Raw genomic sequence first — 23,567 nt, 5'->3', positions numbered from 1 at the left:
GGAGATCGTGGCTGCACCTGTGAACGTCACCGCGGGCCAGTTCATCAACCCCGCGTTCTGGACCACCGAGGTCTACAACCGGTTCGTCGCGCTGTACGCGTCCTGGACCAGCTACGCGATCACCTGGACCGGGGCGACGACCAACCCCACGATCGGCAACGGCAGCCTGGACGGCGCTTACCAGCGCGCCGGCGACGGCAAGACCGTCGCCGTCCGCCTGAGGCTGGTGATCGGCTCCACCACGACCCTCGGATCCGGCCTGTGGGGCTTCAGCCTGCCGTCCGGCCTGGCGCCGGCGCAGATCCAATCCCTGGCCGGCTTCGCCTCCAACTCCGCGGGCACCGCCCGCTACCCGCTGGGCGCCTACCTGACAGCCGGTAGCGGCGTGTTCCGGATCGCCGCGTCCCCCGGGACGTCCGGTGTCAGCAATTCCTCGCCGATGGCCTGGGCGAACGGTGACCAGCTCGTTCTCACGGGGGTGTACGAAGCATCATGACGATCATGAAAGTGCTGCCCTGCCAGGGGCTGGTCATCGACCAGGCCCCCCTCGGCAAGAAGGATCAGGCGGGCAAGCTCACCGAGACAAAGGGCCGCTACCTGGCGGCGGTGGCCGAGGCCGAGGCGTGGCTGGTACAGCAGGGCTTCGACCCGTGGGAGATCGCCGAGATGGATCTGCCGCGGCAGGTCCGGCGGTGCTGGTGGCACGATGATCACGGGTTCGTCCCGGACGGGTGGGAGGGGACAGGCGCCCGGCCGGTGCTGATCGTCCATGTGCCTGTGCCAGCTGAACCGGACCCACCGCAGACGGTCAAGGTGATCAAGCCGTGAGGGGCACGCGGGAGAACCTGCGACACAACCCGTTCGGAACGGTCGCCGCGGCCGCCGGCGTCATCCTCGGCGGCCTCGGCCTGGCCATCGGCGCCGACGTCTCCCAGGGCATGACCAACAGCCTGCGGGACAGCGCCGACATCGTCGCCCACCTGTGGGGGGCGACCCTCGCCACCGGCGGAGCACTCAAGCTCTACGGGCTGTACGCGCACCGGTCGACGGCCGAGATCCCGGGCCTGTGGATGCTCGCCGGCGGCTACGCCGCCTACTCGATCACCGTCGTGACCGGCCTCGCCCTGCACGGCATGGCCGCCGGCATCATCTCCGCGGCGCTGGCCATCGGGTGCACGCTCAAGGCCCGCGGCATCATGCGCACCGCCCGGATGGCTGCGCGCCTGCGCGACCACCGGGACCACTCGTGAACTGGGGCGAGATCCTGGTCGCCATCGCCCAGGTGGCCATCGGCGGCGGCATCATCCAGGGCATCCTCGCCTTCACCCGCCGCCGCTCCGAGCTCCGCCAGCTCGACCGCAGTTCTGACTCGGTCGCGGTCGAGACGGCCTCCTCCGTCGTCGGCATGCTGCGCACCGAGCTGGACGCAGCGAAGGCGGAGAACAAGGAGCTGAAGGCGGAGCTGACCGATCAGCAGCGGCAGATCGCCGCGCTCGCCGAACAGGTCTCCATGCTGCGCGCCGAACTCGCCATTGCCCGCGCTGAGATCTCGCGGCTCAAGGACAGCTAATCCCTGGAGGACTCATGCCCGATTTCGTCTGCAGCCTCATCACTCAGCAGGGGATCAAGCAGACCATCCCGCCTAGCGACGGCTACACGCTGGTGCGTTTCCCGTTCGACGTCGAGTCCTCCGACGACCACGGCATGCACCCCGAGGTCCAGCCGGACACCGGCGAGACCGTCACCTACATCAGCCCGCGCTCGGGTCTGATCTGGCCGTGCCACACCGCGTGGGGGCAGCTGTACGCGCTCATGTACTGGGACGCAGGGCCGTACACCGAGGTGCGCTCGCGGTTCGTCCGGGATCCGCTCGGGCTCACCCAGGAGCCGGACAGCACCTGCACCGAGGACCATCCAGACACCGTGGGCGGCCAGTACCGGGCCAAGTCCTGGGGGATGTGGGTCCGCGTCGGGCAGCCGCTCGGGCTGATGGTCCGCCACAACGCCGACGTCCCCGTACGGCTGGCGTTCGCCGAGTTCAAGGTGGCCTACCACCTCGACCCCGCGCCTGTTCCACCCGTCTAAGGAGGTCCCATGGTCATGATCAGCCGCAAGGACTGGAACGCCCGGTCACCCCGCGGCTCCTACACCACGATCCGCTCCACGAAGGGTGTGAAGATCCACTACACCGGGGGAGCGGTCAACCCTGCGATCCTGGACGACCATGATCGCTGCCTACGCCTCATGCGGGACATCCAGAACCACCACATGGACGGCAACGGCTGGATGGACTTCGCCTACAGCCTCGGCGCCTGCCCGCACGGCGACCTCCTCATGGGCCGCGGCCCGAAGCGCCTGGTCGCCGCCAACGGCGGTGGACTCAACGCCGGCCACTACGCCATCATCGCGCTGATCGGCAGCAAGGGCCTGACCCAGCCCACCGACGCCCTGTTGCACGCGATCCTCGACGGCGTCGAGTACCTCCGGGAGGAGGGCGGCGCGGGTCGCGAGGTCAAGGGCCACCGGGACGGCTACAACACCAGCTGCCCTGGGGAACCGCTGTACGCGTGGATCCGGCGCGGCGCCCCGCGGCCAGGAGGTGAACCGCCGGCGACGTCGACCGGCCGTCCGGCCTGGCCCGGGCGGCTGTTCATCTACCGGCTTGGTCGGCCGCGGGTGACAGGCGCGGATGTTCGCCAGTGGCAGACCGGGGCGAAGGCCCTTGGCTACGCCCTGCAGGTGGACGGCTGGTACGGGGAGGAGTCCCGGACCGTCTGCCGGCACATCCAGCGCCGTGCTGGCCTGGACGACGACGGGATCGTGGGGCGCGACACCTGGGCCGCCACGTTCCCCGAGAAGTGACCTTCCGCGGCATCTCATGCCGCGCTCATTTTGACCAGCCCTTCCATGGCCGCGAAGGCCTCTCCGTGGCTGGCGCTTCCTGTTTTCCCGCCTCAAATGAGGGAGAGAAAGATGCGAATCGGTTCCTACGCCAAGGCGATCGTCTCGGCGGCCGCCGCCGGAGTCACCGCGCTGGCCGCTGCGACGGATGACGGCGTGATCGTGCACGGCGAGTGGGTGACGATGGCCCTGGCCGTCATCGGCGCGCTGGGCATCACCTACGCCGTGCCGAACGCTGCGAGATCGGACATCGATCGTCCTTACTGAGCACTACCCGGACGCCCGGCGGGCGATACTCTGGCGGTTGAGGGGCCCTCGGACATGCGGCCGTACAAGTCCGTGGGCTCCATCTACGTGAAGCGCCCGCTCCTCCCTACGGGGAGGAGCGGGCGCTTTCTGTGTGTGCACAGGGTAGATACCTAAGGCCTCACACCATACGTAGAGGGGCTTTCAGCTCTTCAATCTGAAAGGCCCCACGCCATACGTAGAGCGGCGTTCAGCTCTTCAATCTGACTCGCATCCAAGACGCCCATGTAGTCATCCAGGCGCGTCTTGTCGATGGTCATCAGCTGAAACGCGAGGATCTGACCCGCCTCCCGCAAAGGGCTACCAGCTGGGCATGTCACTGTGACTTTGTAAGCTGGCTTGATCTTCGTGGTCATTGCGGCCACGACGACGGTGGGCATTATGCGGTTGAACGAGTCCATGGAGATCACAACGGCTGGCCGATGGCCGCGCTGCTCGGAACCTCGCGAAGGGCTCCAGTCAACCCAGTAGATCTCTCCCCGCTTGGGAGGCTGCTCGGGGTAGGGCACTGGGCTCCTAGTCGTCCAGCATGGTCTCGTGAGCGAAGTCAAACGATGAGTCTGCCAGGTCCAACGACTCGTCGTAGAACATGCTGAACTCATCTTCGATGGACGGAGGCTTCGTGATGGGGGAGTTGCTGGCGACCTTCACCCAAGGCCCTTTGACTACCACTTGCACGGTCGGGGTAGGTCGCTCGGCTCGACGGCGCTTGAGCTTGGGCTCGATCCGCAAGGATGGACGCTTGACCGTATAAAGGATCTTCTGCGCTGTTCCTGCAGAAGCGAACGGAGAAGGAGCAGCCATGCTCACGGTGTGTCTCCTTCGGTAGTTCTCTTGGCCTGCGTTCTTGCGTGCAACTCGTCGTAGTTATCGGCAGTTTGTTGGAGGATCGCGATGAGTTCTTCTAGACGTTCCCTGCTGAGATGGAAACGTGCGTGCCCTGTGACCTTCAAACCGTCCTTCAGTGCGGCGAATACTCGTCGCTGCCCTTCGGGGTCCGACGGGATGATCGGCGGTGCGATGCTGCCAACCAAGAGGTAGACGCCGTCTGGGGATCCTTCCATAGTAGGCGGACCTGGCTGCGCGACGAACTGGTTGACATGAGTCACAGGTATCGTCGCCGCATCGCTCCAGTCGACCGTGATGGTCACCTCTGCCACGTCTTGGCTCTCCCGCTCTTCCACGCCCTCAGTGTGTCATCTGATGCCCTTGGCGGGGAGACCCGGTGTCCTACGGCTCGGTCTTGGCCTCCCATGCCGGGCAAAGGCTCTGTAGATCCGACGAAGAGGAACTGCTTGCGGTTGCCAGGCGAGCAGCGTTCTGTTGGAGCTCCAGCGCGGCGGCGCCCCACCCAAGAGGTGAGAGCACCGTTGTAGGTGCGGATCTCGCCGCATCCCCCAAGATCTTTGTGATGTACCGATCATCGGAGCCATCGGTACAGTTCGCGGCCCCAATACCGGAACAGCACCAGGGCTGTGTGGGGGTGTTGGCATGGGAGTTGACGGGCGCCTGGGCCCGATAGAGGGGGGTGCGTGTGGGACTCCCACGCCCCCACATTCGGCCGTTTTCGCAGGTCAGTTGGGTGTGGGGGTGCCACGTGGGGGGTGTGGGGGTGTGGGAGTGCCACGTGGCACTCCCACGCGGGGGTCGTGGGGGTCAGGCGGCCGACCAGTCGGCGACCTCCGGCGGTACTTCCAGCTCGCCGCGGCGGATCGCCTCGGCGGCGTCCTGGACGTCCTCCAGGGCGTAACCGCGGCCGCGCTCGCCGCCGCGGTTGAAGGCGTTGCGCAGCGGCGCAATGCCGAGCGGCTTGAGCAGAGCGGCCAGCTCGTGCTCGGTCATCTCCAGCGCCGTGGCCATGACCTCGCTGTGCAGGCGGCCCTCATCCCACGGCAGCGCCAGCAGACGGGCAATGAGCTCCGGCAGGGGCGGGCCCGGGGGTAGCTGCTCGACCCGGGTCACCGTCGTGCCGGCCGCCATGGGCATCTGGCGCGGCAGGGGCGCCCGGCCCTGGGCGATGCGCCGGGCGCGGGCCTTGGCGGCGATGGCGGCCGGGTCCTCCCAGGTGCGGGTTATGCCGCCCTGCAGCAGGCGCAAGTTGGGCTGAGCGTCGGCGGTGCGCATCGGCGCCGGCGCGGTGGGGCGGACCTCCATCTCGGCGTGGCTGGCCGGCGGGTGCGTCACCTTCGGATCCCAGATGACCGGCTTACCGCGGTCGTCGGTGATGTCGGGCAGCTCGATCGGCTCCGGCGGCGTGAGGTGCTCGCGCTCTTCGGGGGTAGCGAACAGCCAGCGCATCCGCTCCAGCCGGGTGGCGTAGGCGTCGCCGGCGGCGCGGACGCTGGGGGCGTCCAGGTCGGGCCGGGTGGCGCTGATGGCCACGCTGGCGGGGCGGATGTCGCGGCGCGGCTTCATGCGGTAGGCCTTCCACGCGCGTACCTCGGTCTCCTGGAAGCGGCGTACGAACCCTGATCCAGGGCCGGCCAGGTCCTCGATGCGCACCCCCTTGGGGTAGCTGTACAGGTAGTTGCACTCCTTCTGCTCTCCGCCCGCCATGAACAGGCGGTTGTGCATGAGATTGAGCAGGGCGGGGGACAGGGTGCCGGAGACGCTGCGCAGCGCCGAGAGCAGATACTGCATGGCCTCGGCGCGTCCGATCCGCGCACATTTCTCGATCTTGGCGCGGATGGCGCGCTCGATCGGATCCCGGATGGAGTCGGCCAGGACTTCATGGCCTTCGTCCAGGATGGTCGTCACCTGCGGGACCTCGGCGGAGACGGGCAATTTGTCGTCGTCGGCCTCCAGACGCAGGGCGGCGTAGGCCACTTTGCGCTCCAACGCGATCTGCACGTTGGCGTGCGCCATCAGCAGCGCCTCCTCGCGGCACGGCGCCGCCCAGTCGACGGCCGGCCGGTCGACCTGGCCATCGAGCCACGGGCGCAGCCACGGAATGGAGACGTTGCCGCCGTTGAGGTCCATGTGCCAGGTCACATTGTTGAAGCAGCGGCCGAGCTCGGCGGTGGCGGTGTGCAACGTGCCGGTCTTCGCCGATCCGGTGGTGCCGACCACGATGGTGCGCGGCTGGCGCACCTGCACGGTCATCGCCTGCCCGTTGCGAAAACGGCCCAAGGTGATCCCGTGGTTGACGTCGCGCGGGCTGTAGTCGCCGTGGTGGTCGAGGTCGGTGGCCAGCTGGTTGACGGTGGCCACATCCAGCCACACCGATCGGCGCGTGCCCGCGCTGCGGACCTCCACCCCGCACCCGTCGTCCAGGTCGGCATCGGCAGCCAGCCGGGGGGCGTAGCCGGCCAGTTGCTCGGTGGTGGTGCCGCCCTGGGGCAGGCGCAGCAGCAGGGAGAACCCGCCGCCGGAGGGCCAGTGCTCCAGCTGCGTGGCCTGCACGCGGATCTTGCACACGCGGGCGATGCGCGCGACCCACTCCTGGGCCAGGGGCACGTCCCGGCGCGGGATGTCGATCACCGGCAGCGCGACGTTGCCCAGCAGGCCGGGCCGGTGGCCGCCGCGGGCCAGGCGCCGGCGCGGCGCATCGGCCCAGCTGTAGGTCATGCCGCTGGCCAGGGTGATGCCGCCCAGCACCAGCCACGGCGTAGGCGCCGACAGGTCGGTCAGCAGGCTCCAGGTCAGCCAGCTGCCGCCCATCACCCAGGAGACCAGTCGCCAGCCCAGGGTGCGGCCGGGCAGCTCCACGCCGGTCAGCACCGTCAGGGCGGCGCCCAGCACGGTCGCACCCACCGGCCACCAGGCGCTCAGCTCCAGCGCCGGCCCGCCAGCCACCGCGGCGGCGGCCAGCGCCAGACCCGACAGGCCGGCGGCGCTGGCGGGCCCGCGGGGGGCCAGCGACCAGTCCGCGGGCCGTCGACGGTCAGCGGATGGGCGGGTACGGGTGCGGGTATTCACCGAAATCGCTCCTCCCTCAACGTGACACAGCGGCAGGTCAGCGGAAGTTCCACTTCTCCTCGCCGGCGCGCGGCTCCCGGCGGCGGTGGATGTCGTCCTGGTGGCGGGATCGGAAGACCTCAGAGATCTCCTGCATGCCGTCACCGAGCTGGGCGATGGCCTCGTATTGGCTGCGGATGGTCTCCACGACGTCTTCGTGGCAGGGGTATTCGGCCATGAGCTTGTCGGCCCAGATTCGGAAGGCGGTGGCCCAGGCGGCGGGCACTTCATGGAGCTGGTCGATCATGACGGCCATCTCCATCATGTCGTCGGTCTCCCAGGCCGCCGCGGCGTCGGTCATCTCGTAGGCGGCGACCAGGAAGGTGTTTCCGCTGCTCACAGTGTTGTTTCCTTTCGGGGTGTCGCTGTTAGGTGCGGCGTCCGGGATGGACTCCGCTTCGGGCTCGGGGATCTCATGAGAGGAGTCCTCGGCCTCGGTCTCAGGGGATCGGGCGCTCGGATCGGGATCGCGTCGGCTGGTACGGCGGGCCCGCCACCAGCGCCAGGCTTTGTGGGCCAGGCCCTCGGCGGCCCACGCGTCCAGGGCCCGCAGCCGCGCGGCGATGCGGCCCAGACGGGCACCGACACGCTCCCGGATATGCGCACGCACCTCGCGTGCTCGGCGGCTCAGGCGGCCACCGGTGCGCCGGTCGACCCAGCGCGCCGCTTCCCGCGCCCGGCGCAGTCCGGCCCGAGCCCGGCGCCCCGCGGCCAGGATGCCGTGGCCGATGGCCTCGGCGGTCCGGTCGGTGCGGCGCTTGACCGCCGCATCCAAGGCCCGGCCCGCGGCCCGCAGCCGACGGGCGGCGCGCAGGGGCAGGCTGGCGGCCCGGGCCAGGCGGCTCGCCCGGGTCGCATTGGCTTTCGGGCCGTGGCCGCCGCGATCAGCTCGGGAACGGCCCGCGCTCGTGCGGTCACGACCACCGAACGGCCAGCGGCCGCCGGCGTGGCCCGGGGCCCGGCCGCGACCGCCCGGCCGAAGCGCGGCCAGGATGCCGCGGCCGGACGGGGCACGGCGCCCACCAGCTGGGGAGCGCAGCGCCGCGGGCATCCGCCCGCGGCCGAACGTCAGCTTGCGCCCGGCGCCGCTCGGCCCGCGGCCGCCGCCACCGTAGGGGCGGGTGCGCGGCCATCCGCGCCGCGGGTGGGCCCGGCGCCAGCGCCAGTAGCCGTATCCGGCTCCGCCGGCCGCCACGGTGCCGGCGCCGAGGGCCAGGCCCAGGGGGCCGACCCACTGCCACAGCCCCCACAGGCCCAGCACCACGGCGGAGATGGCACCCAGGACGATCTGACCGGCGGGGATGCCGCGCTCATCGTCGGGGGCGTCGTCCATGTCATCGTCGGGTGCCGGGGGGACGTCGTCGTGGTGCTCTTCGACCTCTTCGGGTGGCGGGGGAGGTGGAGTGGCCTCGTCCTCTTCGTCCTCGATCTGCTCAGCAGTCACGCCGCCGCTCCTTGGCGGTGATGATGTCGTCGCCGTTGCAGTCGCGGCTCATGTCGGGCAGCGGCTCCGGGTCGGGGGCGGCGGCCGAGCTGCCGCACGCGGTCGCGACGAACAGGGCGGCCGTGATGGCGGCCAGACGGGTACGGGACATGACGATCTCCTTCGGTGTCAGGCGCTGGCCTTCTTCGTGTTGAGCAGGGCGCGGCGGGTGCGCCCGTCGAGTTCCGCCAGCCAGCGGCGGCGCATCTTCTGGCCGTACTGCGGGCTCGTGCCGCCGACCTCGGCGAGCTCGGCACCCTTGGGCACGCGCCGCTCGGTCTTGATCACCCGGGCCCAGTAGGCGCGCATGGCCTCGGTGCCGCGTTCGGTTGCGGTCTCGGTTGTGTCCGAGGTTGCGCTGGCGTCGTCCGGGTCGTCGTCCTGCAGGGCGGCCAGGACCGCGGCGTCATCGTCGTCCGAAACCTCAACCGCAACCTCGCGGTGGGTTGCGGTCGGGGTTGCGCCGGTGGTTGTGGTCGGGGTTGCGCTGTCGGCCGGCTGTGAGCCGATCGGGGGGACCAGCGCGATCGCGGGTGCACCCCGGGGGACAACCTGCGACGCAACCTCAGGCACAACTTCGGGGCTGGTTGTGGTCGCGTCCGCTGCGGTACCGCGCAGCCGGGCGGCGGTGTTGGCCCGCAGCTCCGCGGCGAGCTCCAGGGCGTCGCTGTAGCGGGGGCGCAGGGTGACGGCCGGGTGGTCGAGGTCCAGCCACGGGGGCCGGGCGGGCAGGCTGGTCAGGTGGGCGCTGCCCCGCAGAGTGGTGATCTTGTTGAGGAGAAGTGTCTGCGTCTGCGGGTTGGTGGCTAGGTCGGTATGTTCCTCAGCCTGCGTCAACGCGCGGCGGCCCGCGGCCTGGGCCCGGTTCACTCGCCAGGACCAGGCGTCGGCCTCGGTCAACTCCATGACGCGGACGGTGGCCTGGGCCACGCGGGTGAGGCGCCGGTGGACGTCCACCTCGGACGCGGTGCGACCGGTGGGCTCGGCCAGGCCGAGCCGGACCAGGATCCGCTCGGGGGTGAGGCGCCAGTGGATCCCGCCGAGCCCGGTGATCCGGGTGCGCTCGATGGCCATGCCGCGCTCCCACAGCCAGGCGGCCACCAGCGGCGCGGCCAGGCGGAACACGGCCTCGGCGGGACTGCTGGCATCCAGACTCGACAAGACCGCGGTCAGGCAGGTCAGCACCCACACCGCGATGCCGTCGACGCCGGCGGACGGGGTGATGAGGATGTTGCTCGTCGAGCGCTTCGCTGACTCCTGCACGTTGCGTCGGGCCCGCACTGCGCTGATGACGACGGCGATCTCGATGAACCCGAACAGCAGCACCCGGAGCGGCCCGTCGAACCCGAGCACGTCGCCGGCGAACTGCCACATGCCCTGGGCGGACACGCCGGTCGCGATGGCCGCGGCGGCGATTGTGAGGGTGTCTTCCAGGGGGCGGGTCGTGACGTAGCGGATGATCCGGCGCAGGCCGGTGAGGATGAGGACGGCCGCGACGACTCCGCCCGTCACCCACCAGGCGAATGGCGGGACGACCGCGAGGATGTCGAGTACGTTCGGCATAGATCCATCTCTCTGTCAGGGGCAGGATCGAGGGGCGGAGGCCAGCGCTCGGATCGCCGGCCTCCGCCCGGTCCAGAGGGTCAGTGCTTCCGGCTGGCGCGGTAGTGGAGACCAGCGGCCAGGACGACGACGGCCAGGACCTCGATGACGAAGAAGAAGCTGTTGATCACGGGATCGTCCTTTCGGAAGCTGAAGCCATTCCCTTGAGGTGTGGCCACACCCAAGTTACGTTAGGTGTGGCCACACCCGCAACAGGAGGTTAGATTGCTCACCCCATCCCGCACCACGTACGGTGATCTCGTGCCCAACCAGCCAGCGACGCCGAAGCACGGTGTAAGAACGCCTGATGAGCGATGGAAAGCCTTCGGCGCGAACGCTCAGCGACAGGGCACCGATCGCACCAAGCTCCTCAACGCCTTCATGGCCTGGTACAACCGCGAAGAGGGAGTCGAACTCCCAGAGCGACCGCCCGCAGAGGACTGACCGAGAACATACGAGAGCCCCCGCCCAGCTGGGCGGGGGCTTCGTCGTGTAGATCGGGTCACTGTTCGCCCCAGTCCTCGGGGTAGCGCTCGGCCAACTCCTCTAGGAGCTCATCCGTGTGCCGGCCGATCCGCCCGGTCTGCTCACGCAGGCGCGCCCGAGTCGCGGCCAGGAGCTCATCCAGCTCCTCGGGCGTCATCTGGGGTGGTCCGCCGAACACGATGTCCTCCTCGGGAAGTAGCGGCCCCGCCCCCGCGGGGAGCTGGGGGCGGGGCCGGCCCGGCCGGTGGGTGTGGGCCGGGAGTCGGGTGGGCGGCCCCGAGCGCGGGTCCGGAGGCCGCCCGGTGGTCCCGCCGGAGCCCTCCAGCTGTGAGCGGGACCACGATCAGCCCGCCTGCCGCACGGTCCCTACGCGGGCGACAGGCGAGCCGCTTTCAGGCGTGACGGCGTCGGGGGGAGGCCGCCACGCCAGCTCATTGAGTCCGGCGCACCCGGGGGAAGGATGCTCGGATCTCCGCCAGCGTCCGCGGCTGGCGGGGACGCGGCTGGTGGGTGTGGCCGATCGCCGTGACTCCGGCGCATCGCGTCCGCTCGTCAGGCGAAAGGCCACGCCGGCGGGACCTATAGATCATGTAGTCCAGCCGGGGCACGACGTCGAGCTCATCACCGCAGTGCAGGCATGTGGTGTAGTCGCTCATGGCGCCACCGCGGGCACATACGGCTGGTCGGCGCAGGGCGGCGGCATGTCCGCGAGGCGCAAGGCCGCGCCGGCCGGGTCCTCAACGGGATGGAACTCCCAGCGGGAACCCGTAACGTCGGGCCAGCGGAACATCTCCGGGCCGCACCAGATGAGCAGGCCGCGGGTGAGGCTGAGCGTCGCGTACCCGGCACGGGTCTCGACGACGTCGGAGTCGACGGTAGTGATGCCCCGCTGCGCGAGCGCCGTGCGGAGCTCGGTGAGTGCCGTGTCAGGGGTCATGTACAGACCGTAAGGACCCGCTGGCCAGACAAGGGGTACAGTCTGTGCCCCCTCGTTTCGGCTAGACCAGAAGTTCGATTCTGTCGGCAAGCTCACGGGCCTGAGGGCGCAGCGCCGGCGGGCCCTCAACCAGCTCCAGCGTCATCCGCCGTGCGAACCCGTTGTACTTGATCGTCTCCGGGGCGGTCTGCTGCGCCAGCTGCAGCGTGCCGAGCACGGCCGAGGGATCACGGGCCAGCTGGTGGGCGCGGGCCACCTCGATCAGGTGCCGGCCTCGGCGTGGCCGTGACGGGATCGGGGCGGAGACCGCGGCGTCGGCCTGTCTCACGGACTCGCCGCTGGCATGAAGCTCGACCGCGACGGTGACGGCGTGCGGCTTCATGATGACCCTGCTGAACGACGTCCACGGCTGGTAGTAGTCCGCAGGCAGGCGCTCGGCGACCCGCTCCGCTTCCTCCCAGTGGTGCCACGCCTCGCCGCTCTCGCCGAGTCGGGCCGCGGTATAGGCCAGCTCGAACTCCAGGGCGCCCCACATCGCGCGCAGGTCGGCGCCGGCGGAGTCCATGTGCGGCCGTACCACCGCCAGGCCCTGCTCATTGATGGCCCGGGCCGCCGTGAAATCACCCGAGTCTCGGTGAGCCTGGGCCAGGAACCACACCGCGCCGGCGATGGCCATCGGGTCCTCGGACTCCTGGGCTGCGAGCAATGCCCGGTCCGCCACTCTCCAGAGGAGATCCTGTGCGGGCTGGTACGCGATGAACATCTGAGCCAGGCCGTAGGTCTCAGCGAGCATGCCGGCCGCGCGACGTCGGTCGGCGCCGCTGTACATCGCCACGGCGAGCTGCACGTCCCGGATCAGATCCGGCAGCAGCGCGCCGAGGGCCGTGCGGTGATCGGGGGAGGAGTGCCGGGTGCGCCAGGCGGCATCCAGCCGCGCCCGCAACGTGGTGAGCGGCTGCACGGTGCCAATCGGCAGCAGCGGCATGTTGTTGATCGCGTCTCGCACGGAGTCCAGAGCCGGGTGCCCAGGTCCGGAGAACATCCGTACGGGCACCGACTGCTCTCCGGTCAGCTCGATCAGGTCGCGGATCTGCAGGGCCTCGGCCAGGAGCAGGAGCATCGGCAGCCGGGGTGGCAGCAGGCGGCCCTTCTCGACGGCCTTCAGCCAGCTCGCGCTCTTGCCGACCATCCCGGCGAGGACCTCGCGGCTCATACCTCGCCGCTCACGTATGCGCTGAATCCGCTGTCCTACGGTCAGTGTCGGCTCGGGGGAGTCGGGGGTAATGTGGTCCATAAGCGCCCTGTCTCTTCCTGGTGACGTCGCACTCCCAGGCTAAGCGCAGGGCCTGAACCGTGCGAAGGCCCGCGACCATTCGGTTGCGGGCCTTCTCGCGTCTGCGCTCTGCGGATGACTTCGGCATGGTGATGGCCCCGCGACGGAAACCGCGGGGCCATCGGCCCGTCCAGATGTACGCCCCTACGAGGGTGTCCCCTCACGCACATCGGACGAGATTTAGCCGGGTGGGAAGTAAGACACAGAATGCGCTCTATGTTCCCTATGAATGCCAGAGGCAAAATAACTCTTGTTGCCTTATGGCCACAAGGCTTATCCGGGGCTAAGCCTCTACGCCTACCGGCATGACCCCTATCTAGCCTCCTGATCATGATTGATCGCGAGAGCTATACCCCTGTGCATCAGCAGGTCGCGGACATCCTGCGTGCTCGGATCGATCAGGGAGAGCTGGCGCCTGGAGAGAAACTCGCCTCTGAGGGGCGGCTGGCGCAGGAGTTCGAGGTTGGCCGCGACACGATCCGGGACGCGATCGCCGTCCTGCGGGCCGAGGGCCGGATCGTCACTGAGCGGCGAGTTGGCTCCTGGGTGCGCGAGCCGCGTCAGCTCGTTCCCGTGGATGTCGTCGGCCCGGCACGGGTGACCGCCCACATTCCGAGTCCGGAGGAGAGGCGCCGGCTCGGCGTCGGCCAGGGCGTCGCGGTGCTGCGTGTCGAGCGCGAGGGCCAGGAGCCGATGCTGCTGGCGGGGGATCGGGCTGTCCTGGTGATCCCTGGGGCGTGACCGCCCCGCCGACTCCCTACGAGGGCGGGACGGGCAGCCCGGCCGTGCGGCCACTGATACGACGCCGTACCGGGGGAACCGGTTGACCAGGCGGGGAACCGGTTGTCAGCAGAATTGTGCTTTAACAAGGATGTCGAAACTGCTGTCGGCCATGCCTCGCCTATCCTCTCTGACTCTCTCATCGACCATAGCGCTTCGCCTGTCGGCGCATGGTGAAGATGATCGCCCGTGCCGGGTCGTCGTTCCGGGACACATCCGGCGGAACAGTGATCATTTCCCTGCTCCGGGGCCGTCCTCCCACCCCCTGGTACGGCGAGCCGCCGGGCTCCCGCCGCCGATGTCACATCACGTCCGGAAGTCCGCTATTCTTCTTCATGTCGCCGCGACGAGCGGATGGCACGGCAGGTTGCCCGAGCGGCCAAAGGGAACGGTCTGTAAAACCGTCGGCTCAGCCTACGATGGTTCGAACCCATCACCTGCCACCAGCCAGATCGACAGCTGAGAGGCCCTCCGGGGCCTCTTTTGCTTTCTCCGGGCATGCAGTCGTAGGCCGTTCCGAGCGGCCGCATGTCGGCGGTCAGGCAATGATTTTGGTCGCGTTTTCAGCTCATGCCGCTTCTATGACAGTGGTCGCACCTGGAGGTCGACACGCCCCGCGTGATTTCCGGCCTCGACGAAGGCTGCCGTGGCCTCCTCCCGCGCCGTGTCGCGCCATCCGCATTCGCACACCGCCACGTACTCCGTCCCCGAGGACTCCACCCAGCCGAGGTGTCCCCGGCGACGGTCCTCCCCGAGGCTCATGATCACACCCGTCGCGAACAGGGCAACGCTGATCCAGACCAGGGCCGCGGCGGCCGCGCTCGCACTCTCCGCCGCACCGGACGCGTGCAGCGCCGCCTCGTGCGGGACCGGGCGCTCCACCATGGCGATGTGACCCGTGGCCGCCGCCCAGAGCAGGAACAGCAGCGCCCCTCTGATGGGAAAAGAGATCCTGATCAGCGGAGAGGTGATAGGAGCTCTGGCCGAGGCGTGGCCGTCCGACTGCCGGCCGTACGGTGACCTTACGGACCACGGACGGAAGCTGAGTCGCTACGGCCTGGTGGGGGCTGGTTTCTCGCTCTCCGGGGCTGGGAGGGGCTGCTCGAAGAGGACCGGACGGCGGGGCTTGAGGCGCTTGGATTCGTACATGGCCGCGTCCGCCTGTGCGATGAGGACGTCGCCGGTGGAGCCGTCCGTGGAGCATGCCACGCCGATGGCGGCGCTGAGGCGTGCCGTGCCGGCTGACAGGACGACGTCGCCCTCCAGGGCCTTGCCGACGCGCTCGGCGATGTTGATCACCTCGGCGGCCTGTTCGAGACGCGGGCAGATCAGCAGGAACTCGTCTCCGCCGATCCGTCCGACGACGTCGTCGCTGCGGAGCACGCTCCTGATCCGGTTCGCGGCGGTCACGAGCAGTTCGTCGCCCGCGGCGTGCCCGAGGGAGTCGTTGACGCCCTTGAACTCGTTGAGATCAGCGAAGATCACTCCGGTGAGGTGGTGGCCCTCCACGGAGAGTTCCCGGTCGAGGATCGCCAGGCTGGAGGCGCGGTTGTAGCACCCCGTGAGGTGGTCGAAGGTCGCTTTGACCCGCAGCTCCTCCCGCGAGCGCACGCTCTCGGTGATGTCCCTCACGCAGGCGAGGGCTCCGGGTGCGCCCTCCTCGTCCGACAGGCCGATCAGCGTGAACGTGCAACGGCGCTGTTCCCCGGAGGCCGGCAGGGGCTGGAGGGTGACTTCGAGCTCCCGGTCGGGGCCTCCGGCGAGGACGTCCTGGAACGCCGTGTCCAGCGTCGCGCGATCCTGGTCGGCGACGCTCGCGAGCTGCTCGTGGACGGTTCCCGCCGCACCGGTTCCCAGCATCGAGGTGAGCAGGGAGTTGGCGTAGACGACGGAGCCGTCCTGCTCCAGCTGGAGCAGGCCGATGGGCAGCGAGTCGGCCAGCCTGCGGAACAGCTGCTCGCGGTGGCGCAGCGCCTCGTAGGCGGCCATCTCCTCGGAGATGTCGCTGATGTGGCTGACCATGACGGCTTCCGCGAGTTCCGCCGCCTCCTGGTAGATGTTCTCCACCTCGATCCACAGCCAGCTGCCGTCCGCGCGGCTGTGGCGCACGCGCACCCGCGAGCTCTGCTTGGTGCTCAGCATGTCGAGCCAGGCGGCGATGGACCGCTGCACGTCCTCCTCGTGGAAGAACTGCGTCGACCGGGAGCCGATCATCTGCTCCCTGGTCCAGCCGAACATCCCGGTCACCCGGTCGTCGATGTCGGCGATGACCCCGTCGAACTTCTTGAGCATCCGCGCCGAGCGGGGGCGCAGGGCCGCCAGTGACTGCTCGCTCCGGTCGCCGTCGGAGAGGGCCGGGTGCATGCCGAGATCCATGAGAACGCAGACGAACACGCCGTAGCGGTGCCGCATGTCGATGGCGGTCAGCTCGTAGCGGCGGCCCGGCTCGTCACTCAGCTGGGCGCTGATTCTTCCCACGCCCGTCCTGGCGGTGCGCTCCCAGGCGGCCAGGGCGTCCACCACGTCCGCCGGGCGCAGCATCTCCAGGAGGTTGGAGTTGTCCCCCGGTACGGGGAGCAGCCGGTCGGCGTCGCGCGCGAGCGCGTCGGGCGCCGGTATCCGGCGTCCGTCGGCCGTCAGCGCGGCGACGCGTGTGTGCGGGTGCTCCAGCAGTCCGGCGAAGATCTTGTCCCGGGCCTCCGCGGAATGAACGTACTCGGTCACGGTGTCCTCATCGGCCTCCGGCGGTGTTTCCTGAGGCTGCCCGTGAGACGGATCGCCACGCCTCCCTCCACCGATGAGGACGCCGGCGAGGACCCCGCTGCCTGCCCGACGTCACCCATAAATGGACAAAGCTCGCACAGTGTGACGCTAGACTGGGATCGTTCGCTATCTTGAACTATTCGTGTTTATGAAGATAGGTTTGGCGCCATGACCGCATCCCAGACCCCGACCACCGCCGAGGAGCTTCGCGGTGCCGGCCTGCGGGTGACGGCCGCCCGTGTCGCGCTCCTCGAGACCGTCAGGGAGGGCGACCACCTCGACGTCGAGTCGATCGCCTCCGGGGTGCGTGATCGTGTGGGCCATGTCTCCCTTCAAGCCGTGTACGAGGCCCTCTACGCGCTCACCGCGGCGGGACTCGTACGGCGCATCGAACCGGCCGGCAGCCCGGCCCGGTTCGAGGGACGCGTCGGAGACAACCACCACCACGTCGTGTGCCGCTCGTGCGGCGTCGTCGCCGACGTCGACTGCGCGGTCGGCGAGGCGCCCTGCCTGACCGCGTCCGACAGCCACGGCTTCTCGATCGACGAGGCCGAGGTCATCTATTGGGGCCTGTGCCCCGCTTGTTCCACCGCCGGCAGTTCCTGAGCACCGTGATCCCCTAGTCCAGAAGGATCTCCCCATGTCCGAGAACCATGATGCAATCGTCACCGACCCGAAGCCGGAGGAGGCGGGCGGCTGCCCGGTCGCGCACGGGCGCGCCGCGCACCCGACCCAGGGCGGCGGAAACCGCCAGTGGTGGCCGGAGCGGCTCAACCTGAAGATCCTCGCCAAGAACCCCGCCGTGGCCAACCCCCTCGGTGAGGAGTTCGACTACGCCGAGGCGTTCAAGAGCCTCGACCTCGCGGCCGTGAAGCGGGACATCGCGGAGGTGCTGACGACCTCCCAGGACTGGTGGCCGGCCGACTACGGCAACTACGGCCCGCTCATGATCCGGATGGCGTGGCACAGCGCGGGCACCTACCGGATCAGCGACGGCCGCGGCGGCGCCGGCGCCGGTCAGCAGCGCTTCGCCCCGCTCAACAGCTGGCCGGACAACGCCAACCTCGACAAGGCCCGCCGCCTGCTGTGGCCGGTCAAGAAGAAGTACGGCCAGAAGATCTCCTGGGCCGACCTCATGATCCTCACCGGCAACGTCGCCCTGGAGACCATGGGCTTCAAGACCTTCGGCTTCGCCGGCGGCCGCGCGGACGTCTGGGAGGCCGACGAGGACGTCTACTGGGGCCCCGAGACCGCCTGGCTCGCCGACGAGCGCTACAGCGGCGACCGGGAGCTGGAGAACCCCCTCGCCGCGGTCCAGATGGGTCTCATCTACGTCAACCCGGAGGGCCCGAACGGCAACCCGGACCCGCTCGCCTCGGCCCGCGACATCCGTGAGACGTTCCGCCGGATGGCGATGAACGACGAGGAGACGGTCGCCCTGATCGCGGGTGGTCACACCTTCGGCAAGACCCACGGCGCGGGCCCGTCGGAGCACGTCGGCCCCGACCCCGAGGCCGCCTCGATCGAGGACCAGGGTCTCGGCTGGAAGAGCACCCACGGCACCGGCAAGGGCGGTGACACGATCACCAGCGGTATCGAGGTCACCTGGACCCCCACCCCGACGCAGTGGGACAACAGCTTCTTCGAGACCCTCTTCGCCTACGAGTGGGAGCTGGTCAAGAGCCCGGCCGGCGCGCACCAGTGGATGCCGAAGGACGGCGCCGGCGCCGACGCCGTCCCCGGCGCCCACGACCCGTCGAAGCGTCACGCCCCCGGCATGACGACGGCCGACCTCGCGCTCCGGATCGACCCGATCTACGAGCAGATCTCGCGCCGCTTCCTGGAGAACCCCGACGAGTTCGCCGACGCCTTCGCCCGGGCGTGGTTCAAGCTGACCCACCGCGACATGGGCCCGGTCGTGCGCTACCTCGGCCCGGAGGTCCCGAGCGAGACGCTGATCTGGCAGGACCCCCTTCCCCCGGTGACGCACCAGCTCGTCGACGCCGAGGACGTCGCCGCCCTCAAGGCTCAGATCCTCGCCTCGGGCCTGTCGGTGTCCCAGCTGGTGTCCACCGCGTGGGCCTCGGCCTCGTCCTTCCGCGGCAGCGACAAGCGCGGCGGCGCCAACGGCGCCCGCATCCGCCTGGAGCCGCAGAGCGGATGGGAGGTCAACGAGCCCGACCAGCTCGCGACGGTGCTGCGCACCCTCGAGGGGATCCAGCAGTCCTTCAACGCCGCCCAGACCGGCGGCAAGCAGATCTCGCTGGCCGACCTCATCGTCCTCGCCGGTGGTGCGGCCGTCGAGCAGGCCGCCAAGGAGGCCGGTCACGACGTCCAGGTGCCCTTCGCGCCGGGCCGCGTGGACGCCTCCCAGGACCAGACCGACGTGGAGTCGTTCGCCGCGCTCGAGCCGACGGCCGACGGCTTCCGCAACTACCTCGGCAAGGGCAACCGCCTGCCGGCCGAGTACCTGCTGATCGACAAGGCGAACCTGCTCAACCTCAGCGCCCCCGAGATGACGGTCCTCGTCGGCGGTCTCCGCGTCCTGGGCGCGAACTACCAGAACTCTCCGCTCGGCGTCCTCACCGAGACCCCCGGGGTCCTGACCAACGACTTCTTCGTCAATCTGCTCGACCTGGGAACGGAGTGGAAGGCGACGTCCGAGGGCGGGTACGCCTACGAGGGTCGCGACGCCGCCACGGGCCAGGTCAAGTGGAACGGCAGCCGTGTCGACCTCGTCTTCGGCGCGAACTCCGAGCTGCGCGCGCTCGCGGAGGTCTACGCGAGCGACGACGCGAAGGAGAAGTTCGTGAACGACTTCGTCGCGGCGTGGTACAAGGTCATGAACCTCGACCGCTTCGACCTCGTCTGATCATGACGTCCGGGCCGGCCCGTGCGGGCCGGCCCGGACCTCCGGATCACACCCGGACAGCGCCGCCGCGGATCATCCGCGGCGGCGCTGTCCCGTTTTCCGCCTTCCTCGGCCCGTCGCAGGCCGGTGACGGTTCAGGCGCGGTTCAGGTGGCGGTTCGACGGTCGAGCGCGGCCCACAGGGTGGCGAATTCCTCGGCGGTCAGGGACGACAGGCCGAAGTCGTCGGGGTAGAGCGGGCCCTCGGCAAGGAAGCCGTACTCGTCCTCGAGACGGCGCCAGGAGTAGGTCCGGGGAATGCCGTCCGGCCCGAGTTCGGCGTGGCGGACCGGCCAGTACTCGCCGCCGTCGTCGGCCACCGTCTCGAACAGCCACACGCGGCCGTCGCCGTCCGTGCCGTGCCAGTAAAGGTGCGGCCGTCCGCTCTCGTCGAGCGCACGGATCATGTGCTTGCGCTGGTCCTGCAGCATCCTCCGCCCAACCCCTTCCACTCCGTCCGCCGGCGCCGCCGACCGGGAGGGCCGCCTGCCGAGGCCGCCCGCGCCTCGTGCATCCCGTACGGCTCCCGTGTCTCCCGTGTCTCCCGCGATCCCCAAGTCTCCCGCGATCCCCAAGTCTCCCAGCCGGGACGGCGTGCGGAGGCGTCGCCCGCGGCCCTCAATCGAACAGCAACAATCAGTCCCTAATCTGGCTCCGTGTTGCGTGTACTCGGTCCGCTGCAGGCGGAGATCGACGGCCGCCCGGCCGAGCTGGGCACGTCGCGGCAGCGGGCCGTGGTCGCCCGGCTGGTCGCCGCGGGCGGGCACGTGGTCTCCACCGACCGTTTCATCGACGATCTGTGGCGGGGACAGCCGCCGCCCAAGGCGCTGGCCGCCCTCCAGGTCTACGTGTCGAACCTGCGCCGGGTGCTCGAACCCGGCCGGGCCCCGCGCACGCCCGCGACCATCCTGGTCAGCGCGGCCCCCGGATACCGCCTGCGGCTGGAGCCCGAGCGGGTGGACGCCTGGGAGTTCCCCCGCCTGGCGGGCTCCGCCGCGGACGCGCTCGCCGCGGACGACCCGGGCCGGGCGCTCGGCCTCCTCGACCGGGCGCTCGCGCTCTGGCAGGGGCCCGCCTACGCCGAGTTCGCCGACGAGGAGTGGGCCGAGCCGGAGGCGACGCGGCTGGAGGAGCTCCGGCTCGTCGCCGTGGAGCACCGGGCGGAGGCGCTGCTGGCCCTCGGGCGCAACGCCGAGATCGAGCTCGAACGGCACGTGCGCGCGCACCCCCTCAGGGAGAACGCCGTCCGGCTGCTCGCCCTGGCCCACTACCGCGCGGGACGGCAGGCGGACGCGCTGGCCGCGATCAGGCGGGCCCGCGGGCTGCTCGCCGAGGAGCTGGGGGTGGATCCCGGTCCCGAACTGCGCGCGCTGGAGGGCGACATCCTCGCGCACGCCGACTCGTTGCGCCGGGAACCGCCGGTCCGCGCGGGCGGGCGGGCCCCGGCCCCGGCCCCGGCGGCGCAGCCGCCCTCCGCTCCGGCTGCACCCGGGGACGGGCAGGCCGCCGGGCCGGTCCGCGAGATCGCAGAGGACGGCGGTACCGCGGAGGGCGGCGGTGTCGGAGGGGGCGGCGATACCGGAGGGGACGGCCGTACAGGAGGGGGCGGCAACCCCGCGGCCCGGGTCCCCGCCGGCTTCGTCGGCCGTACGGCGGAGCTGGACGCCCTGCGCGCGGTCGCCGGCTCCCCGGGCCCGCACATCGTCTGGCTGGGCGGGGAGGCCGGAGCGGGCAAGAGCACGCTGGCCGAGGCGTTCGCCGGGGACCTGGCGGCCCGCGGGTGGCTGACCGTCATGGGACAGTGCCCGGAGACCGACGGCGGGGCGCCGCCCGCGTGGGCGTGGAGCGAGGTGGTGCGTGGCCTGGCCGCCGCGCGCCCGCCGGACGCCGGCCTGGCGGTGCGGCTGGCGCCGCTGCTGACCGACGACGCCCCGCCCGTCAGTCAGTTCCTGCAGGCCAGAGCGGTGGAGGACTATCTGGCGGCGGTCGTGCGGGACGGCACCCGGCTGCTGGCCGTACTGGAGGACGTGCACCGCGCCGACGCCGAGACGCTCCAGCTCCTGCGCCACCTGGTGCTGCGGCTCGCGGCGCCGGGCATCACGATCGTGGCGACCTACCGCCCCGCCGAGGCCGGTGACCACCTCGGCGCGACGTGGGCGGCCCTGGCCGGGAAGGACACCCGCCGGATCGACCTCGGCGGGCTCGGCGACGAGGACGTGGCCCGGCTGCTGAGGGAACGCTCCGGGGTCGAGGTGGACGCCGCGACCGCGCGGGCGGTGGCGGAACGGACCGGGGGGAACCCGCTCTTCGTGTCCGAGACCGCGCGGCTGATCGGCGCCGAGGGGGCGTCCGCGGCCAGGGCGCTGCCGCCCGGCGTGCGCGACCTGATCAGGCGCAGGATCGCCCGGCTGCCCGCCACGGCCAGGACCACGCTGCGGGACGCGGCGATCATCGGCCGGGACGTGGACGTGGACGTGGTGCTCGCCATGGAGGGGACGGACGAGGACACCGTGCTGGAAGGGCTGGAGGCGGGGGTCCTGACGGGCCTGCTCACCGAGCCGGCGCCGGGCCGGGTGCGCTTCGCCCACGTGCTCGTCCGCGAGACGCTCTACGAGGACACGCCGGTCATCCGCCGCACCCGCCTGCACGGCAGGGTGCTCGACGCGCTGGAGCGGGTCCGGCCGGGAGACGTCTCCGCGCTCGGGCACCACGCGCTCGCGGCGGCGACGCCGGGGACGGCCGGGCGCGCGCTGCCGTACGTGATGGCGGCGGCCTCGGCGGCGGCGGGCCTGTCCGCCTACCGGGAGGCGGGAGCCCTCTACCGGGGGGCGCTCGGCCTCGCCGGCGACGACCGCACCCGGCTCGACCTGCTGTGCGGGCTGGTGCGCGTACAGGCGCAGGAGGGCGACGCCATGGCCGCCCGGCAGAACCGGGAGCGGGCCATCGCGGTGGCACGGCGGCTCGGCGCCGGGGTCGTGCGGGCGATCACCTCGTTCGAGGCGCCGGTGACCTGGAGCATCCAGCCCAACGGCCAGATGGACGAGGCTCTCGTCGAGACGATCGGGCAGGAGCTGGAGTCGGCGGAGGGCGAGGAGCGCTGCCGGCTGCTGGCCATGCTGGTCTTCGAGATCGAGGGCATCGACGACGCGCGGGTCGGCGCCGCCGCGGCCGAGGCGCTCGAACTCGCCCGGACGCTGGGCCGTACCGAACTGATCTGCCTGGCGCTCAACGCGCGCTACTTCACCGTGCTGGGCCCGCACCGGCGCGACGAGCTGGAGGCGGTGGGCCGGGAGCTGGTCGAGCTGGGCGGCGCCGCGGGGCTGGCCGGGTACGAGATGCAGGGCCACCACGCCCTCCTCCTGGCGAGCCTGGGCCGCAACGACCTCGTCGCCGCGCGGCGCCACGCCGACCTGGCGATCGAGCGCGCCACCGACGGGCAGCTCGGTTCGGCGCTGGGCGTGCTGTCCCTGCTCGACACGTTGCTGCTGGTGCTGAGGGGGGGAGTTCGACCAGGCGGAGCGGTCCTACGCCACGGCCGTCGAGCGGATGAGCCAGGGCGGGATCATGAACGCGCACGGGCTGGTCCCCGTCGGCCTGCTCTTCGTCCGCCTGGCCTCGGGCCAGGCGGAGAAGTCCCTGCCGGACCTGGCGGCCTTCGCCGCGCACGTGCCGCCGGAGCAGATCTCGGAGATGCACGTCCGGGCGCTGATCGCGGCGGGGCGGCCGCGGGAGGCGCGCGCCGCCTGGCGGCCCGAGCTGGACGGTCCCGGGGACTCCTTCTGGACGGTACGGCTGGTGCTGCGGGCCGAGAACGCGATCGCCCTGGGGGACGCGGCGGTGGCCGAGCGGTGCTACCGGGAGCTCGTGCCGTGGGAGGACGACGTGGCCGGGCTCCAGACGGGGTCCGTCGTCTACCGGCCGGTCGCCTGCGTTCTGGGTGATCTCGCCGAGTTCCTCGGCCGGGACGGCTCGGCCCACTACGCGCGGGCGGTCCGGATCGCCGAGCGGGTCGGGTCCGCGCACTGGGCGCGCGAGGCCGCCGAGGCTCACGCCGGGGCGCTCGGGCGGGATCGGGGATGAGCCGCCGGCGGAGCGGCCGGGCAGGGTCG

General features: G+C 70.7%; 25 protein-coding genes and 1 tRNA gene. 13 read left to right on the top strand and 13 right to left on the bottom strand.

Translation table 11 applies throughout. The annotated features are described in order from the left end of the window. Nucleotides 1-7: 7 nt before the first annotated feature. The 7 genes from Plo01_RS12750 (at nucleotide 8) to Plo01_RS12720 (ending at nucleotide 3,168) form a co-directional block, all read left to right on the top strand. Complete coding sequence (locus Plo01_RS12750) at nucleotides 8-496, top strand: hypothetical protein (protein WP_203890744.1); 489 nt, start codon at nucleotides 8-10, stop codon at nucleotides 494-496. A gap of 5 nt (nucleotides 497-501) precedes the next feature. Further along, nucleotides 502-828, top strand: coding sequence for a hypothetical protein (locus tag Plo01_RS12745; RefSeq protein WP_203890743.1), 327 nt, complete (start codon nucleotides 502-504; stop codon nucleotides 826-828). After that, nucleotides 825-1,250, top strand: coding sequence for a hypothetical protein (locus tag Plo01_RS12740; protein ID WP_203890742.1), 426 nt, complete (start codon nucleotides 825-827; stop codon nucleotides 1,248-1,250). The genes Plo01_RS12745 and Plo01_RS12740 overlap by 4 nt, the downstream gene beginning before the upstream one ends. Then, nucleotides 1,247-1,570, top strand: a complete 324-nt coding sequence (locus Plo01_RS12735) for a hypothetical protein (RefSeq protein ID WP_203890741.1) — start codon at nucleotides 1,247-1,249, stop codon at nucleotides 1,568-1,570. The genes Plo01_RS12740 and Plo01_RS12735 overlap by 4 nt, the downstream gene beginning before the upstream one ends. Nucleotides 1,571-1,584: 14 nt before the next feature. Beyond that, nucleotides 1,585-2,085, top strand: coding sequence for a hypothetical protein (locus Plo01_RS12730; RefSeq protein ID WP_203890740.1), 501 nt, complete (start codon nucleotides 1,585-1,587; stop codon nucleotides 2,083-2,085). A gap of 9 nt (nucleotides 2,086-2,094) precedes the next feature. Further along, nucleotides 2,095-2,862 carry a peptidoglycan recognition protein family protein gene (locus tag Plo01_RS12725; protein WP_203890739.1) on the top strand — a complete coding sequence of 256 codons (768 nt, stop codon included), beginning with the start codon at nucleotides 2,095-2,097 and terminating at the stop codon, nucleotides 2,860-2,862. Nucleotides 2,863-2,973: 111 nt separating this feature from the next. After that, on the top strand, nucleotides 2,974-3,168 hold the full coding sequence (locus tag Plo01_RS12720; RefSeq protein ID WP_203890738.1) for a hypothetical protein: 195 nt from the start codon (nucleotides 2,974-2,976) through the stop codon (nucleotides 3,166-3,168). Nucleotides 3,169-3,359: 191 nt separating this feature from the next. Here Plo01_RS12720 and Plo01_RS12715 read toward each other — a convergent pair whose 3' ends face one another. The 10 genes from Plo01_RS12715 to Plo01_RS12670 all read right to left on the bottom strand — a co-directional run bounded on the left by Plo01_RS12715 (nucleotide 3,360) and on the right by Plo01_RS12670 (nucleotide 12,966). After that, entirely contained in the window at nucleotides 3,360-3,809 is a 450-nt protein-coding gene (locus tag Plo01_RS12715) for a type II toxin-antitoxin system PemK/MazF family toxin (RefSeq protein WP_239316206.1), read from the bottom strand. Beyond that, the gene (locus tag Plo01_RS12710) at nucleotides 3,724-4,017 is read right to left on the bottom strand and encodes a hypothetical protein (RefSeq protein WP_203890736.1); all 294 of its coding nucleotides are present in this window, start codon (nucleotides 4,015-4,017) and stop codon (nucleotides 3,724-3,726) included. The genes Plo01_RS12715 and Plo01_RS12710 overlap by 86 nt, the downstream gene beginning before the upstream one ends. Next, entirely contained in the window at nucleotides 4,014-4,391 is a 378-nt protein-coding gene (locus Plo01_RS12705; protein WP_203890735.1) for a hypothetical protein, read from the bottom strand. Before Plo01_RS12705 ends, Plo01_RS12710 begins: the two co-directional genes overlap by 4 nt. A gap of 472 nt (nucleotides 4,392-4,863) precedes the next feature. Further along, entirely contained in the window at nucleotides 4,864-7,125 is a 2,262-nt protein-coding gene (locus Plo01_RS12700; protein WP_203890734.1) for a hypothetical protein, read from the bottom strand. A gap of 37 nt (nucleotides 7,126-7,162) precedes the next feature. Further along, entirely contained in the window at nucleotides 7,163-8,608 is a 1,446-nt protein-coding gene (locus Plo01_RS12695) for a hypothetical protein (RefSeq protein WP_203890733.1), read from the bottom strand. Continuing rightward, nucleotides 8,598-8,759, bottom strand: coding sequence for a hypothetical protein (locus Plo01_RS12690; RefSeq protein ID WP_203890732.1), 162 nt, complete (start codon nucleotides 8,757-8,759; stop codon nucleotides 8,598-8,600). Before Plo01_RS12690 ends, Plo01_RS12695 begins: the two co-directional genes overlap by 11 nt. Nucleotides 8,760-8,776: 17 nt before the next feature. After that, nucleotides 8,777-10,210: a hypothetical protein gene (locus Plo01_RS12685; protein WP_203890731.1), complete on the bottom strand. Its 1,434-nt coding sequence runs from the start codon at nucleotides 10,208-10,210 to the stop codon at nucleotides 8,777-8,779. Between the two features lie 541 nt (nucleotides 10,211-10,751). Beyond that, on the bottom strand, nucleotides 10,752-10,913 hold the full coding sequence (locus Plo01_RS12680; protein ID WP_203890730.1) for a hypothetical protein: 162 nt from the start codon (nucleotides 10,911-10,913) through the stop codon (nucleotides 10,752-10,754). Between the two features lie 474 nt (nucleotides 10,914-11,387). Further along, the gene (locus Plo01_RS12675; RefSeq protein WP_203890729.1) at nucleotides 11,388-11,672 is read right to left on the bottom strand and encodes a hypothetical protein; all 285 of its coding nucleotides are present in this window, start codon (nucleotides 11,670-11,672) and stop codon (nucleotides 11,388-11,390) included. A 61-nt stretch (nucleotides 11,673-11,733) separates the two neighbouring features. Beyond that, nucleotides 11,734-12,966 carry a helix-turn-helix domain-containing protein gene (locus Plo01_RS12670; protein ID WP_203890728.1) on the bottom strand — a complete coding sequence of 411 codons (1,233 nt, stop codon included), beginning with the start codon at nucleotides 12,964-12,966 and terminating at the stop codon, nucleotides 11,734-11,736. 369 nt (nucleotides 12,967-13,335) lie between these two features. Here Plo01_RS12670 and Plo01_RS12665 point away from each other — a divergent pair, with 369 nt between their 5' ends. Both Plo01_RS12665 and Plo01_RS12660 read left to right on the top strand, forming a co-directional pair. Beyond that, nucleotides 13,336-13,746 (top strand): GntR family transcriptional regulator, encoded by a 411-nt coding sequence (locus Plo01_RS12665; RefSeq protein ID WP_239316204.1) that lies wholly within the window; start codon nucleotides 13,336-13,338, stop codon nucleotides 13,744-13,746. Between the two features lie 400 nt (nucleotides 13,747-14,146). After that, nucleotides 14,147-14,231 (top strand) — tRNA-Tyr (locus Plo01_RS12660). Nucleotides 14,232-14,364: 133 nt separating this feature from the next. Here the strand turns inward: Plo01_RS12660 and Plo01_RS12655 are convergent. Together Plo01_RS12655 and Plo01_RS12650 are read right to left on the bottom strand one after the other, a co-directional pair. Next, nucleotides 14,365-14,670, bottom strand: a complete 306-nt coding sequence (locus tag Plo01_RS12655; protein WP_203890727.1) for a hypothetical protein — start codon at nucleotides 14,668-14,670, stop codon at nucleotides 14,365-14,367. 165 nt (nucleotides 14,671-14,835) lie between these two features. After that, nucleotides 14,836-16,509, bottom strand: coding sequence for a GGDEF domain-containing protein (locus tag Plo01_RS12650; protein ID WP_203890726.1), 1,674 nt, complete (start codon nucleotides 16,507-16,509; stop codon nucleotides 14,836-14,838). A gap of 207 nt (nucleotides 16,510-16,716) precedes the next feature. Here Plo01_RS12650 and Plo01_RS12645 point away from each other — a divergent pair, with 207 nt between their 5' ends. Continuing rightward, complete coding sequence (locus tag Plo01_RS12645) at nucleotides 16,717-17,154, top strand: Fur family transcriptional regulator (RefSeq protein WP_203890725.1); 438 nt, start codon at nucleotides 16,717-16,719, stop codon at nucleotides 17,152-17,154. Between the two features lie 34 nt (nucleotides 17,155-17,188). Next, entirely contained in the window at nucleotides 17,189-19,420 is a 2,232-nt protein-coding gene (gene katG / locus Plo01_RS12640; RefSeq protein WP_203890724.1) for a catalase/peroxidase HPI, read from the top strand. A 145-nt stretch (nucleotides 19,421-19,565) separates the two neighbouring features. Here the strand turns inward: katG and Plo01_RS12635 are convergent, their stop codons facing one another. Then, on the bottom strand, nucleotides 19,566-19,889 hold the full coding sequence (locus Plo01_RS12635) for a hypothetical protein (RefSeq protein WP_203890723.1): 324 nt from the start codon (nucleotides 19,887-19,889) through the stop codon (nucleotides 19,566-19,568). A 225-nt stretch (nucleotides 19,890-20,114) separates the two neighbouring features. Here Plo01_RS12635 and Plo01_RS12630 point away from each other — a divergent pair, with 225 nt between their 5' ends. Together Plo01_RS12630 and Plo01_RS40220 are read left to right on the top strand one after the other, a co-directional pair. Then, complete coding sequence (locus Plo01_RS12630; protein ID WP_239316203.1) at nucleotides 20,115-23,399, top strand: ATP-binding protein; 3,285 nt, start codon at nucleotides 20,115-20,117, stop codon at nucleotides 23,397-23,399. Then, the gene (locus Plo01_RS40220; protein ID WP_239316201.1) at nucleotides 23,341-23,538 is read left to right on the top strand and encodes a hypothetical protein; all 198 of its coding nucleotides are present in this window, start codon (nucleotides 23,341-23,343) and stop codon (nucleotides 23,536-23,538) included. Before Plo01_RS12630 ends, Plo01_RS40220 begins: the two co-directional genes overlap by 59 nt. The last annotated feature ends 29 nt before the right edge of the window (nucleotides 23,539-23,567 follow it).

It is taken from the genome of Planobispora longispora (assembly GCF_016863135.1).
Classification (GTDB): Bacteria; Actinomycetota; Actinomycetes; order Streptosporangiales; family Streptosporangiaceae; genus Planobispora; species Planobispora longispora.
The sequence above is the reverse complement of the archived record's forward strand: the minus strand, read 5'-3'. Positions and strand labels throughout refer to the sequence as shown.